This window comes from Gallibacterium genomosp. 1 (genome assembly GCF_001678575.1).
In the GTDB taxonomy this organism is placed as follows: domain Bacteria; phylum Pseudomonadota; class Gammaproteobacteria; order Enterobacterales; family Pasteurellaceae; genus Gallibacterium.
In genome coordinates, this window is the sequence record NZ_JTJP01000014.1 from 25239 (window position 1) to 39922 (window position 14684).

The following is a 14684-nucleotide window of genomic DNA, read 5'->3' on the forward strand; positions in this document are numbered from 1 at the left end:
GTCATAATTGCTATCACATATAGCCATTTATTTGTTGTGAACATATCTCACCTGTCTGGGTATGCTTTGCGACTTAACTGAAAGTGCGGTCCATCATAAAACGAACGCCAGTCTCCGCCCCACTCAACATCAATATTCAAACGCTTACCGATAGATTTGATTAATTCGGCTAACGTTTTAAATTTAGCTTTGTTGTTCCAGTCGATAACCGCTTTGCCGTTTTCAAGCGTTACTGGAGCTAAATCAACTGCGTGGCCAGTTAAATGACGACTGTTCATTGTTTTGCTTGCACCACTTTTAACAAGTTCTGCTTGTCTTGCTTTACTACGTTTCCCTTCAATAACCATAAAATCAAATTCTGATTCCGTAATCGCTGTACGCACCACCTTAACCAAATCAGGATGTACGCCGACAAGCCTCATTTCACTGGTTGTTGAAAATTTAAACTTACTCATCTTTGCTCACCTTTTTAGCAATAAATTTAAATAAAAACTCTCTTATCTTTTCCGCACCGATAAAACCAATCATTCCGCCGATAAAGGTTGATAAATTTTCGTGCAAGCCAAAATGATTTAATAACGACATACACGAGAGTGTTAATGCTCCACATATCGCACCATCTAATATCCGTTGACGATATGAACTTTTTTGTTGCAAAAACCAAGCCCGTAACATAGACATAAAAAAAGCCATCACAAATCCTGTGATGGCATTGTAATTTTGCTGAATATACGCCCAAACAATGAGCCATACATTCGGATCTTTTTCAGGCATTTTCATTCCTCAGCCTCCTTGTTTGAGGCAATAAAAAACCCCAACAGTTAAAAACCATTGGGGTTAAAAAATTCCAATAAAAAAGCCAAAATGCAATGAAATTACACTTCGGCTAGTATGGGAAATTCTAGTGCAATTTTTTGCACTAGTCAATTAATTCAACAAATGATCTACTGCTTTAATAATCGTCAGTTTCTCACTGTTATTTCTGATAAACCGTTTAGCTTTTGTCATTGCGTTTTCTAGTGGGTGCTTGAGATTATGGAGATATTGCCCACCAATTTTGCTATCTATTCTATCTGCTAAATCAGGATGTTGAGATAGCTTTTCTTGCATTTCATAAGCGTGTAAACAATAGCCGTATAGCTCGACCATTACCGATAGCGTTTCTTCTAGATTTCGTCCATTTATTAATAGTGGCTGGTTTACTATTGGCATACTTGCAATATAAATCATTGCACTATGATGATCTGATCGTTTTATTTGTTCATACTTAGCAACACCAAATTTATTTTTTACTCTAGACCAAATTTCCCCATAACTCATTCCTGTTCGTTGGTGCGTAGCTGTAACAGCGTTTTGGATCATACGTTGTTCTTCTGGAGTAATAGTATCGGTTTTAGGAAAAGATACGTTTTGTTGCTGATTTTGCCCAATTAAAATTTGTTCAATCTGTTCATCACACCAAATCGCAAATTCAACATTTAACCAACGAGCAAATGGAACGGCTAAACGGCGGTGTAACCACGTTCCACCATTTACACCACGAGTAGTTTTTAAAATGTCGGATTTTCCGACATTTAGTTTTTTGCTAAGTAAATCAATATATTCTATTGTAGTTGGTAGTTCTAACCAACGTCTTGGTGATTTATTAAAATGTTTTGCAATAGCGGTTGCATTAAGATAAGCGTCATCTTGGAAGAAAACTTGAGTGCCGTTGTAATCGGCTGTGATGATGTTAGACATAAATGTCTCCTTGTTGTTTATTTACGAAATTAACCCTCTAATAGAGGTGCCAAGAGGTTCGTAAACCTCAACAAGTAGGCTGGGATTATTCCCCTTTCGGGTCTTTTATTCTCCGCCCTCTCGGCATAAATAGATGTGTACGTTCAATTCGTGAGAAAAGAAAAAGGAGAAACACAAATTTTACGCATAAAAAAACCGCTATGCTATCGGGTGCGGATTTCCGCTTGTTGTTAAGGCTACGACACCTTCAATGAAATATAATATATTTAATTAGACTGTGTCAATTCTAATTTTTATCCTTTCCACTTAAATGCTCTTCTAAAACCTTTTTTCTCGGCTTCATAAACAGTTTTTGCATAAAACTCCCCATCTTTTGCAGATATTTTTACCTTGTCATACATCTGATCAAATGGTAAATGATAAATCTTTTCGCCATTTCTATTAATATTACATTTAATCATTGGATAATCTTTAGGAAGAGTTTGTTTTTCTTTTATTTTTACGCCCAACTTACTGGCAACTTCCCTAGCTAAATCACTTAATATGGTTGTTGTAAATAATATACTCTCATACTCAACATCCTTATTTTCATTACATAACTTATGCAGTAATGTTGTTGCATATAGCTGCAATATATGCCTTTCTCTGATTACTTTGTTGCTACTCCAACACTTAGCTTGAATAACTATTACTTTATTATCTTTTGAACAAATCAAATCTTGTCCTAAATCTTCAAATCCTTTTTCAATACCTAAAAATTGAACATTAAATCCTTCTTGTTCATAAATATATCCAATATATCTTTCATACATTCTACCTATCTCTACATTAGATAAGCTTCGTTGAATATATCTATCCAAAGCTAATTGATTTTTTTGCTCTAATGTTAAAGATGAATATTCTTCTGGAGATAAAAAATTATTAACGGGGTCATGAGTAAATTCCTTACCTTTATCAAAAGATCTAATTTCATCATTTAGTATTTCATTCTTATAATCTAAAAGAAATGGGAAATACTCTTCGTACATCTTTATTTGATATTCCATTTCTTTTATTTTAATTAACGCTTCTCTTCTTTCATCTTGAATGATAGATAATTTTTCAGCTGCTTTCACTGCAGGTCTTTTCTTATCAAGTAAAATTTGAATATCTATTTCGTCTTTAACTTTATAGCGTTCATTGATTAAATCCAGCAACCACTTTCTACCTTGAATAAAAGAATCCTTAAAATTTTCTTTTATATTTTTAATATCATTTTCATATTCATTTTTTAAATTATTTAATTTTATTATCTCTGCATTACCTTTTGTTATTCTATCATTTACTTTACTAAGTTCACTTAAAGACTTATTATACTCAACATCAAAATCACTTCTTATTTTTAACAAATCTTCATTTAATTTCTTATACGAAAATTTAGTATATTTATCTAACTGTTCCTTAGCCCTTACCCTCTCAATTTCAGACTTATTTTCTGCTTCTTTCAAATACTTTTCTATTAATTTTTTTTGCCCTTCTGAAAATCCATCCATATAACCAACTTTATAAAAAGTTAACAAAATTATAATAGCAAAAATAAAAATCAAAATAAGCATTATTGCATTCATATATTGAATTTAATCACAGAAATAAGATTTATTGTTTAAATATGACTATGAACATATGTCCACAACTAAAATCAAATTATGGTGATATCACCACAAATGTTGCGATATCGCAACAGTTATACATTAATAATTATTTGCACAAGCATATTTCTTATAATCGAACCCATTTTCCTTATCATACATTGACATTGCTTTATCAATATCTTGTTGGCTCATATACACTCTATAATGATCTGACGCCCTACCTTTTCCATACATATCAATATTTACATAAGATGGCTTAGTTAAATGCATTCCTTTCATTATTATTACTACTGATAATTTTCCCATATCCACTAAGTTATATGCAATTTCCATGCGATCATCATTAGAGTTTCTACAATTAAAAACCATATCGCCTAATGTTTCATAAATGACTTTACCCTCTTTTGTATTCACATTCATAACTACATACATCCAAACTCTAGGATATTCCCCTTTTATCACTTCACTAACATAGGTATTAGCTACAAAATTATTAATATCAAATTGCTCATCATCCCCGTTACCTTCTTTTTTCATCCTATCTTTTATTCTTTGTATTCCTTTCTCAAGTTGCTCCCTACTAATAGGAATTTCAGTCCATTTGTGTGACTTATAAATTTCCTGCATTTTAGCAAATTCTGTATCATAGCTTTTCTGTATTGATGAACACCCCACTAATACCACAGAGCTTAAAACTGAAACCAAAAATACTTTTCCTAGCATAAAAAATCCTCCTAATTAAAATTAATCAGGAGGATAACAAATTATAGATAATTTTACAGTGATCTAATCCACAGTTTCTGCTTTCAATCTTTGTTTAATAATACTTTCCGCCTCGCTCATCTGTATTTGTGCAAACTGCTCAAACTCAACAACTAATGCGTGTAAATAGCATCTAAAGTACTCACCGCTACATCCGATTGAATAAATAAGATGATCGTTTGTCGCAATTAACCGCCCTTTTCCCTCACAAGATGGACAAACCCTTTTCTGCTCTCGCCCAATTTCACCCGTACCATGACAACGAGGGCAAATATTGCTTTTCCGCATTTCCTTAATGACATTAATTCTTAGCTCTCTAGCTTCTTTACTGTTTTTATCCGGTCCAGCCTCTTGATTAGCTATATCAATGTCTTTCGTGAAAGAGTATTGTGATCGTAAATATCGCCGTCTTAGTGCATTTAGCCGCTTATACTGTGTTGGTAGCGGTATGTCAGCTAATCTATCAATCACATAATTTAATGCTTTTACTGCAAAATCATCTTTAACACCTTTTTCCGCTAGCCACAAATCAATGTATTTAGTGAGATAATCTTTTGATGATTGATCAAACCGATATTTAAGTAATAAGAGATGATATCCAACAAAAGCTGCTTTTTCCGCTTGTGCAAATGCTGCTAAGATTTGTTCTTTGTATAGTGTGCTATGACCTCTTGCTATTGACTCTGCACTAACGCAACGAGGATCGAACATCTTAACTAACAACTCAATACTTCTGCTCATCTTAGCTCCTTTAATTTAACTATTACTCTTCCACCTTTTACTACGCCAACGCTCTTTACTCGATAATCTTTTATGACTCTATTGCTATCCCCTTCAATAATTCCTGATGCTGTAAGTGCGTCAAATAAGGCTTTTTGCAAATTATCTGGATCACGTTCTCGATTGTCTGGGTAATACACATCTATTTGCATTTGTACTGTGCCTGCAATAGGATCAAACTGGTTACAGATATTCAAAACTTTTTGTCTAAACTCTCTCCCTGCTTTTGAGATATAGTGCCGTCCTTGCCGTGTATGTCGCCAGTAATGATTAACACTTGGTGGATATGGCAAGCAGAGTTCTACCCAATCACTCATAGCTTACCCTCCGTTCTTAATATCGCCTGCGTTCGCAATACCCCTTCTGCGTGAGCTAATCGAGCATCTTCATAAGGCATTTGCCGTGTACGGCGATCGATTTCATCGTGGCAGCTACTGCAACACCACGCCCCAAACAGGTCATCAGGCTTCATACCCACTCCATTTAGCCCAGCCATTCTAAAATGTGCTAACACAACAGTTTCAGGATTATGATTACATATTCCAGGCAATCTCACCTGACATTCACGCCCTTTCGCTTCCTTTCTTAAATTAGCCATTATCATCCCTCAAAATATAATCACACCAACACACACCCAAAACACTAAGCAACTCAACATTGATAAGATAAATCCCCAGTTCATTTCCTCTTCCCCTAAAAAAACGCATATAGTTGGTTAATGATGTTTTGATCGGTTGTATTACCGAAAATATGTTTTAAAGCAGCATTAATTAAAGCGTTGTAACATTGCTCAAATTCATCTTGCTCCATATTGCCGTAACTGAGCGATTTCGCTTCAACTCGAACCCGTCCATCTATCGTATAACTCACATCTTTAAAGCCTGCTAACACGGTTAAATGCTTGCGGAATGTGTCAAATTGTTTTCTTTCATCAAAATACTTCCAATCTGTTTTATCCGCGGCCCAATGTTCAAAACAAAATTTAAAAAAGGAAAAGACTTTGCGGTGAAATTGAGGGTTGCGAGTTCGCTTTACCTCAACTTCGTATATCTCACCATTTTTAAATTTTTGCAGTGCTGGAAGATATATGTCATCTGCTGCAACAAATGTTCCGCCAGCACCTTTAACCATTTCAATAATCACGGGTTATACCCACCTCACGCTTCATAATTTATTTTTAACCCCCATTATTCCCATTTTATTTTTAGTGGTTTTGCGTTTAGCCCGCCTTTTCTTTTGCGAGTTTTGCTTGTTTGCTGCTCCTTTCTTAATTTTTCTTGTTCTTCCTGAACCATTCTTAATTTCTCTAGTTCATTTAACTTGAAAAAACGAGGATCAACCCCTAACTCTTCTGGGCTTTTTAACCTCAATAAAAAGGCGGTTCTTTTATAAACTTTGTCCGTGGTTTTTAGTTCTTCGATGTGGAAATAACAACCAAAAACGATATTGATTAATTCAGTATGTCCCTCTTTCAAATCTCCCATACGATGCACACTTACAAGTACGCCATCTATATCTGGATGACATTCACATTTAAGGGTATATCCATACCACATCGCCACAAGGCTAAATTGTCTCATCTCAGAATAGAGATAACTAAAGTGGTGTTTCATCAGACAATCATTAACAAAATTCAATTCACAACAAAAAAAACCACTATTCAAATAAAAATCCCACCGTTCTACTAAGCGTGCATAGTCTGCATTTTGTTTAGTTGCCATACCCACCACACTTCATCACAAAATCCAAACTGACTTGTCGGGTAACAAAGCCTTGCATTGTCGGGTCGAACACTGCCATCATTGAGCCTTTGTTGTTGCCTTTCACTTCAACATTTTCTGTTGGGTGTAAAAAGCTAATCCGTCCGTTTTTCCATCTGCCTTTTTCGTCATAATAACCGGTTATATCAATGACCTCTGTCGCCTTTTCTTCAATCACTTTGAACCATTCAACGCTTTTATCGCAAGGCAACAACATTACTACTAAAAAACCTAGTTCTTTTAATTCCGCTGCACGTTTAACGTAAGGCAACGGATTAGAGTAAGGCGGATTGACAAAAAAACAAACTGAGTGATCGGCAAAATCACCCACAATCGCTAACGGATCAAAGTCTAAAAAATCTTCTGTAAGTCCTGATTTTCCAATATAGCTATCAAACACAGCATTGTGCGGAGAAGCACAGCCATCAACCCACGCATTCCAATATCCATAACGTATGCGGATATAATTGATGATATATTTCGGGGTGCGGTAGGTATCTTTATCAAATTCCATTATCATTTCTCCTAAAACCTTAATTCCGGACGGTTAAAAAAAAGTGCTATTTCTTGCGGAGTGTAAGGCCTAACAGTGCTTTCTTTAGCGATTGTTCTCACTGGATCTGGCAACTTAAAACCGCTTTTTAAACGATTTGCCATTTTCTCTAACGCTTCTTTAATCGCCGCGTTCTCTTCCGCTTCGGTGTACTCTTTTTGTCGTGAGTCGTTGGCGATTTCCGTGATTAGCCAATATTCAGCGGTTGATGCAAACTCAAAATTTTCAATGTTGTAAAAGCCGCCAAATGCACGGAATTTATTTAAGCGGTGCTTTAATTCCGCTTCATCAGGCAAACCTAATTCAGCGTAATTGTCAGCCTTACACCAAGCAATAAATTGCCCAACGCTAGGAAAGAATGGGTTACTCTCTCGTTCCGCTTGTGCAATGCCTCGCTTGAATTGAGCAGCGGTGGTAATACCGTTATTCACCAACGCTTCAAGCCAAAGTCGTTTTGCTTCCTGATAGCCCTCTTCGCCATCAAATGCCGCTTGCCACGCTGGGAATACCGCTTTTAATCGCACAAATAAGCGATCGACAAATTTAGCAACGTGCGGAGGGATTTCTTGCTTGCCTGCCGGGGCTTGATAGGCTGGTTCACTGCCAACCAACGCTGCCAATTCTGTATTTGCAAAATTCCGCGTCATCAATACCCCCTAATCTCAATCGTTTTGCCACGCCACCAGCTGTCGTCGTTGTCATCAAATTTTGATTTTTTAGGCTGACGTTGCGGCATTTCTTGCCAATCCCAATCGGCTTTAAAGCCTCGCCAGCCACGCTCAATCATAATTTCCGCCACCTCCGCAAGCGGTAAACCGGCTAAATCGGCTTGTTTTTGTAGGCGCTCCAGTGCAGTTTTTGTAATCGGTGCTTTTTTCGCTTTGCGATGCGTAATAAAATCTTCAGCAAGCTGTCCTGTAATCCCAAACTCTGACAAAAGCTCAAGTTCGGTCGGCTTTTTTTGCGTAGTTTTTTTATGGTTAATTGACTGGTTAATAGAGTGACTGGTTCTGGGTGAAATATTTTCACTAGGGGTTGGTGAAATATTTTCACTAGGGTGGTGCAAATTATTCACTACCTCTGGTGCAAAATTTTCACTAGGTGGTGCAGAATTTTCACTACCTTGATCTAGATGTAAAATATATAAATTTGAGGTGTTACCCTCTGGCGTTTTGCGTGTTTTTTTCTCAACAAAGCCCGTTTCTATCAATGCCTCAATATGCGAGATCGCACTGCGGCGAGTAATCTCGCACTGATCTGCAATATGTTGATAAGAGGGGAAACAAACGCCATTATCATTGGCATTATCCGCTAATTTCAGTAATACCAACTTACGAGTAGCATTCCCAACTTTACACTGCATTGCTTTAACCATTAATAACATACTCATAGCATTAACTCCGTTGCATATTGTTCAGCAATAAAACGCATACCCTCAGCGGTAACTCGAGTTTGCGTATAGTTATGTCCGTGTTCAGCCGTTCCCGTTTTCACCGTAAAAAGTGGCTTAACTTTCTCTGTGGCGAATGGCAATAATTTTCCTGATTGGCGATATAACAAACGGTCGCTAATAAGACGATCAATCATCGCTTTTTCTGGCATTTTCAAAATCTTTGCGACTTCTCGCAGCGATTTACTTGTACCGACTTCAACATAATGATCGACAAAGGCGGCTTTTGGTTTTAGTTCTTTATTTTCTAAAGCTAATGTTTGATTTTGCTCCGCTAAATCGGCGGCTAAACGCAAGGCTTCGGGTAATGTTTGGGGGATTTGGTGAGTTGGCTGTAATTCACCTTTAGTATAAGCATTAAATACTTGGTAAACCTTTACTTCAAACTCAGCATTGATCCAAGCAGCATATTTAAAAACTAACTCTCTACAAGCATAAGTACCTTGTTCAATACCACCTTTTATTGTTTTGATAGGCGATGTGCAAATTTGCATATCGGTCAAAGCTTGTACAAAATCAAGAGCAGATTTCGTTCTAAAAAATTGGGCAGGTGCGTGAATAGGATTTCCACCACTCGCACGATGTAAATCATTTAGACAATATCGTCCTTGACCGTCTTGTCTAATTTCTGTATTATCAATTTTAATTAATTGGTTCATTTAACCTCCTAAACCACCGCTGCAACGGTGGTTTTTTATTTCCGTTTATACAAAGCTATAGCCAATTCAACTGAATTAGCTGTTGCAGATAAATGTTTATTTAAAGCTGCTCTAATCTTTTCCTCCTCATTAGGAGTTATTACACCATCTGTCATTGCTTTCTCTAGTGCTTCATACAGCAATCCCCTTGCTGCAATTTCATGTACTTGCTTGCAAGATAGCTCAACATTATCAATTTCGCTTTCAACTGGGATCTTTAGGAAAACTCCCCCAGACTGATGGCATAATTCATCTATAAAATCTGTTAATCCAAATTCATTTTGAATCGCAATTAACTCTTCGTTTTTAAAGCGTTGTCCCTTAGTTTGATAAAGCCTGTTATTAAGCTCCGCTTCTGTAAAACCAAGAAAACCAGCTACAGCACTTTTCCCACCAGGAATTTTTTCAATCATTTCTATGATCGTCTTTTTCATTGTCATAATTTCCTTATGCTTTTTATGGTTTTATCTAAGAAATTAGATGATAAATTACAGTTATGAAAAATTAGCTGGATTACTAAATCGCTTGATTTCATCTGCCGTTACCGAATAATTAAGTGCTTTAGCAAGTCGCTCTGAATAATTTGTTTCTCCTGTGTAATCAGTTCTGGGTAAAGCGTTTGATGTTCTCCACTTATAAACAGCTCTAATTGATACACCACAAATTGCAGAGACTTCACTCACACTAAGAGTGTCAATAAGATTCTTTAAATTTTTCATATTTTATTCCTTTGTTGTACATAAAGTACATATTAAAACATAACTGAAAGTACTTCAATGATTATTTATAATTGAACCAATCGTTCAATAAGGGTTAGAAAATGATTACTGAAGAAGAAATTAGAAAAGGGTTTGCTGATAGATTGGCATTAGCCTGTAAATTGAAAGACTTCCCAGATAAAGGAAAAGGTAAGATATTAGCGGACCACCTAAATCTAACGCCAAAGGCAGTCAGCAAATGGTTTAATGCTGAAACGATGCCATCTCCAGCAAATATCTATGCAATTGCTAAGTTTTTAGATGTATCAAAAGAATGGCTAACATATGGTGATAAGAACGCTTCGTTGGAAACAATTAAACCACAAAGAGCTTATCCATTATTAAGTTCAATACAAGCAGGATTATGGAAAGGAATCAATACATTAGATAACGAGCAAGGCTATGAAATGATACCAAGTACTATTCTAGCCTCTGAAGATTCTTTCTATTTACGAATTGAGGGGAAATCAATGTTACCTCGTTTTAATGAGGGTGATTTAGTGTTAATTGATCCAACACTTTATCCATCTCCAGGTGATTTTGTTGCGGCTATAAATCATGATAATGAGGCTACATTTAAACAATATAAAGAGTTGGGAGATTTAGATGAGTATGGCAGACCTCACTTTGAATTAGTTCCACTAAATCCAATGTTCCCAAGATTAAATTCTCAATCACACCAAATTAGAATTATTGGTGTAGCTGTACAAAGAATTGAAACACTATAGAGTCTGAAGTCAAGAAGTTGATTTTATTAGGCAGTGGTTGGTTAATTGAGCAGAGCAATGACGCTGTAGGATAATACTATGAAATACAAAGGTTTTGATTTTATTGGACTGATAGGAGCAGGATTATCAGCTTATGGTATTTTTCAAAATAATGAAAATCATCTACTTTTAGCTGGCTGGATAGCTGCATTGTTGCTGTGGATTGGGCATATTATTGATACAGCTATCTCTTATAATTTACATTGCAAAAGAGAAGAAAAATTAGAAGAACTTAATCAAAAAAATGATGAGTTGCTTCAGACCATTTCAAGTTTAACCTCAGAATTGAACATATCTAAACGAACAATTGAAAACCAACAATACACAATCACTGTTTTAATGCAGAATCAAAGTCAGCAAAATACCTTACAACAAGCTACACCGCGACAACCTAAGTAGGAGTAATTATGAATACCATAAATTTTGACAAATTTAATTATTACCCAACATTACGCTCTCGTGTTGCTGAAATTGCAGCATTAAGAGAGTTAACTGATGATAGAAAAGATAAAATTATTCCATTAATCACACTGCATAATTGGTTACAATATGATTTTGACCGTGCCGTTTCTAATATAGAAACGGCATTTAACAACCGTCCGTTTATCCTAGATTTACCACCAAAGTCTGATTTTTCCGTATGGAATAAACTAGAAGTTAGTTCCCCAAAAAGCTTTGCTCTAAAAAATGAAGCATCAAATTTTCACGAATGGATCAATTTCGTGGAGGAACATCAATATGCTATTCCTGTTGTGCAATTATCTGCTAGGCAACGAGCTGTAACCCAACAAGCAATGTATTTTGAAAAAAATAAGCAAAAACTCGCATTCAGAATTAGAGATTACTTAACTGATACTCCGTTAGTAATTAATGCTATTTCAGCACTGCAAGACATTAATAACATTATTGTTTTTATTGATTGTCAATATATTCGTGATAATTTTGAACATCATCAAAAAATGTGCATCAATACCATTAACCAATTACGCTTACAAGAACCATCTCTCACTATTTGTGTACTTTCGACAAGCTTTCCAATCTCTCCAGCACAGTTTACAGATAATACAGGTAACGGCAGTATTGATATGCTAGAACATACGCTTTTTAACAGTATTGGTGGAAAAAATGTAGCAATATATGGAGATCATAGTTCTATTCATTCTGTTATCTATGATGAGGATAGGAATTACTCTTGGTCTGCACGTATTGACTTACCAATGAACAATGAATGGATTATTAGCCGAATAGCAGGCGTAAAAGGAGATGGCTACCCTATAATAGCAAAAAAATTAGTAGAACAATATCCATACCTAAACAATCCAGATAATTGGGGGGAACAGCGGATTCTGTCTGCTGCTAACGGCAGTGAATATGCAAAAGCTCCCGCCCCTTGGATTTCAACCCGAATGAATATCCATCTATCTAAACAAATTGATTATTGGAATGCCGAATGTGGTATTGATCCATACGATGAATTACAAGAAGCAAGAGATTTAGGTTTTACTGACGAAGTATAGGACGAACTTTTAGCCCTGATGGAAGGGTAATGAACCCTTCCTCATTTGAGGTTGTATCAACTTTATTTAGAATCAATTTCAATGACTCTATGTGTTTTTCCTGTTGTCTTAATTTTATCGCCTTTCTATCACTTCTAACTTGAGAAAATTGCTTCTTTAAATAAGTTAATAGAAACTCTCTTATCTCATCCTCCTTTAGAGATAATGCTCTTTCAATTAATTCATCTTTAAGTCCTGTCACCTTTAAATGATAAGCCTTCAATAAAACTTTTAATCCACTTACATTTAAGAAGCTTAACCAATTTAATTTAGATAAAGGCTGATAAATAGGTGCTTGATGCTCAATTAGCTTCTCTCCATCAAACTCCCACACACCAATTCGAGAAGACGTCATTTTCATAACATTGGTTAAATGCTTTGTAGCACAAACAACCGTTACATTTTCAAAGTACTGTGTATATGTTTCTAGCTGTCCAGCTAACCGACGTAAAGAATCTTGTTCACTTTTTATTTCAAATCCTGACAAACTACCGTTTGCCATCACTAAATCTATTCGACGAGAAAAATTAGCAATAGGTAATTCAGCTAAAAACTCTGTATTATGGGGATGTTTCTTAGCTAATTCCTTAATCAATTGTTCTCTTATCTGAATTTCATTCATTGTAAATAAAAGTATTAACGATCAAAATATTTTGCATAGTCTAGCATTATTAATTACATAGAACAGCATAAAACTTGATCAGTTAACAGTTAAGTAGCCAATATTTTCCTATCTTTTTCATTATCAGATTAAAAAATAATCAATTAAACCGCTTTTCTAAATTTTTATTTCTTTATAAATCATACATTTATGAACTTTCAATTCATCATTACATTATTTTTGTACTTTTAATTCTTTACTTTAATGAACTTAAAGTACATAATAAACCCATCAAAACGAGATACACAATATCTCAAGCTCTTTAACAGAATGGTGTGGCAATGGCGGTAAGTGATCAACTGCGTTAAGTTGAGTAACCCCCGAGCAGAAAACTGTACTACGTGTTGAGAAATCAGAAACGAAGAGAGGCGTTTGGTAGGTCAAGGGCAGCACTGCTTACTTGCTTGAGTGCGAAATGCACGGTCGAAAGATTGCTACAACGGTTGGGGAAACAGGCGAACAAGCCCACGAACCGTTATCTAATGCCTACTTAGTTAATGCATATTATCAGCATAATATGTTGTATTCTGAAAGGCGCTAAGTAGGCATTAGGAAACGCATTGATTAAGAGATCCGCTAAAGGTCTGGGTAATCGTACAATTACTAATTTAAGGATAGCTAAGCCAGAACTTAATTTAGTGCGTTTCTAACTAAAACAATAGGAGTTAATATGGAAAATAGACAATTTATTGAAATGGAAAGTTGCTCAGCAAATTCTTTAACAGAATTGCAAAAAGAAGATATTCGCAAAGCGATTTTACAATCAGTTGCAATTATCCCCTACTATAAGGGGCTTGAATTAGATGCGTGCAAAGCTATTTCTAATATCAATAAATATTCTGATACAGAAGTTATATCAGAAATATTAAATGAACAAACTGGAGAAAGATATGTTAAAAAAGTTTAATGAGTCCAAAGTTGTTTCATTCTTTCTACATTAACACCATATGTTGCCCAAGTATTATTTGTGCAATCCCAAACTGCAATGCCATCATCATTATCAAGGTACTTCATTAAATAATCTCTACACTGTACAGCGGTATATTGACTTCTTACATACCATACAGATTCCAATACTTTACTAGTATTTCCAAGTGTAGAAATAGCATTGTAAAGTGATTGATAATCACGTTGATTTCTTAAATCGTAAGAAATGATTAAATTTGACATAAATTTTAATCCTTATTTGTTGTGAGAGAGTTTTGATTATATTCCTTAACGTTGTGAGAGACAATAAGGGACTTGAGCCTTACAAGTATAAAGAAAGGCGCCATTCAAAACCGCATTCTTAGCCGCTCGTTTTTAGTCTTTTTTCCTCGTGGCTTTGAGTGTGGTTTTGAATGAGATGAGAAATAGGAGAAACTCAATGAAAAAATATGAATTAACCGATGAATATATCGAGATCGGATTTACAACTAAAATTAAACTCTATCGCATAAAAGCACTAGTCGCAATCGCCTCAATCGGTGTTAACGCTGGTGATTTAGGTGGCTATGTCGAGAAAGAGTCAAACTTAGATCAGAGCAACGATGCCTGGGTGTACGGTAATGCCAAGGTGTACGGTAATG

23 protein-coding genes and 1 pseudogene are annotated in these 14684 nt (G+C 35.5%); 6 read left to right on the forward strand and 18 right to left on the reverse strand.

What is annotated here, in order from left to right:
• Window positions 1–47 precede the first annotated feature (47 nt).
• The 16 genes from QV04_RS04045 to QV04_RS04120 form a co-directional block, all read right to left on the reverse strand.
• On the reverse strand, window positions 48–455 hold the full coding sequence (locus QV04_RS04045; RefSeq protein ID WP_065233184.1) for a M15 family metallopeptidase: 408 nt from the start codon (window positions 453–455) through the stop codon (window positions 48–50).
• Entirely contained in the window at window positions 448–780 is a 333-nt protein-coding gene (locus tag QV04_RS04050; RefSeq protein ID WP_039138492.1) for a phage holin, lambda family, read from the reverse strand. Before QV04_RS04050 ends, QV04_RS04045 begins: the two co-directional genes overlap by 8 nt.
• A 147-nt stretch (window positions 781–927) precedes the next feature.
• Window positions 928–1740, reverse strand: a complete 813-nt coding sequence (locus QV04_RS04055; protein WP_065233185.1) for a KilA-N domain-containing protein — start codon at window positions 1738–1740, stop codon at window positions 928–930.
• Between the two features lie 293 nt (window positions 1741–2033).
• Window positions 2034–3335: a restriction endonuclease gene (locus tag QV04_RS04060; RefSeq protein WP_065233186.1), complete on the reverse strand. Its 1302-nt coding sequence runs from the start codon at window positions 3333–3335 to the stop codon at window positions 2034–2036.
• A gap of 135 nt (window positions 3336–3470) precedes the next feature.
• Window positions 3471–4094, reverse strand: coding sequence for a hypothetical protein (locus tag QV04_RS04065; protein WP_065233187.1), 624 nt, complete (start codon window positions 4092–4094; stop codon window positions 3471–3473).
• 63 nt (window positions 4095–4157) lie between these two features.
• Window positions 4158–4874, reverse strand: coding sequence for a hypothetical protein (locus tag QV04_RS04070; protein WP_065233188.1), 717 nt, complete (start codon window positions 4872–4874; stop codon window positions 4158–4160).
• Complete coding sequence (locus QV04_RS04075) at window positions 4871–5230, reverse strand: RusA family crossover junction endodeoxyribonuclease (protein ID WP_065233189.1); 360 nt, start codon at window positions 5228–5230, stop codon at window positions 4871–4873. Before QV04_RS04075 ends, QV04_RS04070 begins: the two co-directional genes overlap by 4 nt.
• A complete protein-coding gene (locus tag QV04_RS04080) occupies window positions 5227–5517 on the reverse strand; it encodes a DUF1364 domain-containing protein (RefSeq protein ID WP_349019066.1) in 291 nt (96 codons plus the stop codon). Before QV04_RS04080 ends, QV04_RS04075 begins: the two co-directional genes overlap by 4 nt.
• Before the next feature lie 89 nt (window positions 5518–5606).
• Complete coding sequence (locus QV04_RS04085) at window positions 5607–6056, reverse strand: DUF1367 family protein (RefSeq protein ID WP_039165124.1); 450 nt, start codon at window positions 6054–6056, stop codon at window positions 5607–5609.
• Between the two features lie 44 nt (window positions 6057–6100).
• Complete coding sequence (locus QV04_RS04090; protein ID WP_065233190.1) at window positions 6101–6634, reverse strand: hypothetical protein; 534 nt, start codon at window positions 6632–6634, stop codon at window positions 6101–6103.
• Entirely contained in the window at window positions 6624–7187 is a 564-nt protein-coding gene (locus tag QV04_RS04095; RefSeq protein WP_065233191.1) for a DNA N-6-adenine-methyltransferase, read from the reverse strand. The genes QV04_RS04090 and QV04_RS04095 overlap by 11 nt, the downstream gene beginning before the upstream one ends.
• An 11-nt stretch (window positions 7188–7198) precedes the next feature.
• Complete coding sequence (locus QV04_RS04100; RefSeq protein WP_065233192.1) at window positions 7199–7873, reverse strand: replication protein P; 675 nt, start codon at window positions 7871–7873, stop codon at window positions 7199–7201.
• Complete coding sequence (locus QV04_RS04105; protein WP_065233193.1) at window positions 7873–8616, reverse strand: helix-turn-helix domain-containing protein; 744 nt, start codon at window positions 8614–8616, stop codon at window positions 7873–7875. Before QV04_RS04105 ends, QV04_RS04100 begins: the two co-directional genes overlap by 1 nt.
• Window positions 8613–9335 carry a phage antirepressor KilAC domain-containing protein gene (locus QV04_RS04110; RefSeq protein ID WP_065233194.1) on the reverse strand — a complete coding sequence of 241 codons (723 nt, stop codon included), beginning with the start codon at window positions 9333–9335 and terminating at the stop codon, window positions 8613–8615. Before QV04_RS04110 ends, QV04_RS04105 begins: the two co-directional genes overlap by 4 nt.
• Window positions 9336–9370: 35 nt before the next feature.
• On the reverse strand, window positions 9371–9814 hold the full coding sequence (locus QV04_RS04115; RefSeq protein ID WP_065233195.1) for a YmfL family putative regulatory protein: 444 nt from the start codon (window positions 9812–9814) through the stop codon (window positions 9371–9373).
• 54 nt (window positions 9815–9868) lie between these two features.
• Entirely contained in the window at window positions 9869–10093 is a 225-nt protein-coding gene (locus QV04_RS04120) for a helix-turn-helix domain-containing protein (protein WP_065233196.1), read from the reverse strand.
• 101 nt (window positions 10094–10194) lie between these two features.
• Here QV04_RS04120 and QV04_RS04125 point away from each other — a divergent pair, with 101 nt between their 5' ends.
• The 3 genes from QV04_RS04125 (at window position 10195) to QV04_RS04135 (ending at window position 12416) form a co-directional block, all read left to right on the forward strand.
• Window positions 10195–10860, forward strand: a complete 666-nt coding sequence (locus tag QV04_RS04125) for a LexA family protein (protein WP_065233197.1) — start codon at window positions 10195–10197, stop codon at window positions 10858–10860.
• A 78-nt stretch (window positions 10861–10938) separates the two neighbouring features.
• Window positions 10939–11298, forward strand: coding sequence for a hypothetical protein (locus tag QV04_RS04130; RefSeq protein ID WP_065233198.1), 360 nt, complete (start codon window positions 10939–10941; stop codon window positions 11296–11298).
• An 8-nt stretch (window positions 11299–11306) separates the two neighbouring features.
• Window positions 11307–12416, forward strand: coding sequence for a beta family protein (locus tag QV04_RS04135; RefSeq protein ID WP_065233199.1), 1110 nt, complete (start codon window positions 11307–11309; stop codon window positions 12414–12416).
• On the opposite strand, the gene QV04_RS04140 is transcribed toward QV04_RS04135, so the two are convergent.
• Window positions 12400–13077, reverse strand: a complete 678-nt coding sequence (locus QV04_RS04140) for a sce7726 family protein (protein WP_065233200.1) — start codon at window positions 13075–13077, stop codon at window positions 12400–12402. The genes QV04_RS04135 and QV04_RS04140 overlap by 17 nt on opposite strands.
• Before the next feature lie 454 nt (window positions 13078–13531).
• On the opposite strand from QV04_RS04140, the gene QV04_RS11915 reads away from it, so the two are divergent.
• Both QV04_RS11915 and QV04_RS04145 read left to right on the forward strand, forming a co-directional pair.
• Window positions 13532–13657: a hypothetical protein gene (locus QV04_RS11915; protein WP_268872744.1), complete on the forward strand. Its 126-nt coding sequence runs from the start codon at window positions 13532–13534 to the stop codon at window positions 13655–13657.
• 129 nt (window positions 13658–13786) lie between these two features.
• A complete protein-coding gene (locus QV04_RS04145; protein WP_065233201.1) occupies window positions 13787–14023 on the forward strand; it encodes a hypothetical protein in 237 nt (78 codons plus the stop codon).
• Here the strand turns inward: QV04_RS04145 and QV04_RS04150 are convergent.
• Window positions 14020–14286 (reverse strand): hypothetical protein, encoded by a 267-nt coding sequence (locus QV04_RS04150; protein ID WP_039155222.1) that lies wholly within the window; start codon window positions 14284–14286, stop codon window positions 14020–14022. The two genes, QV04_RS04145 and QV04_RS04150, sit on opposite strands and share 4 nt — an antisense overlap.
• 196 nt (window positions 14287–14482) lie before the next feature.
• Here QV04_RS04150 and QV04_RS04155 point away from each other — a divergent pair.
• Window positions 14483–14684: pseudogene (locus tag QV04_RS04155) on the forward strand (hypothetical protein); the annotation flags it as partial.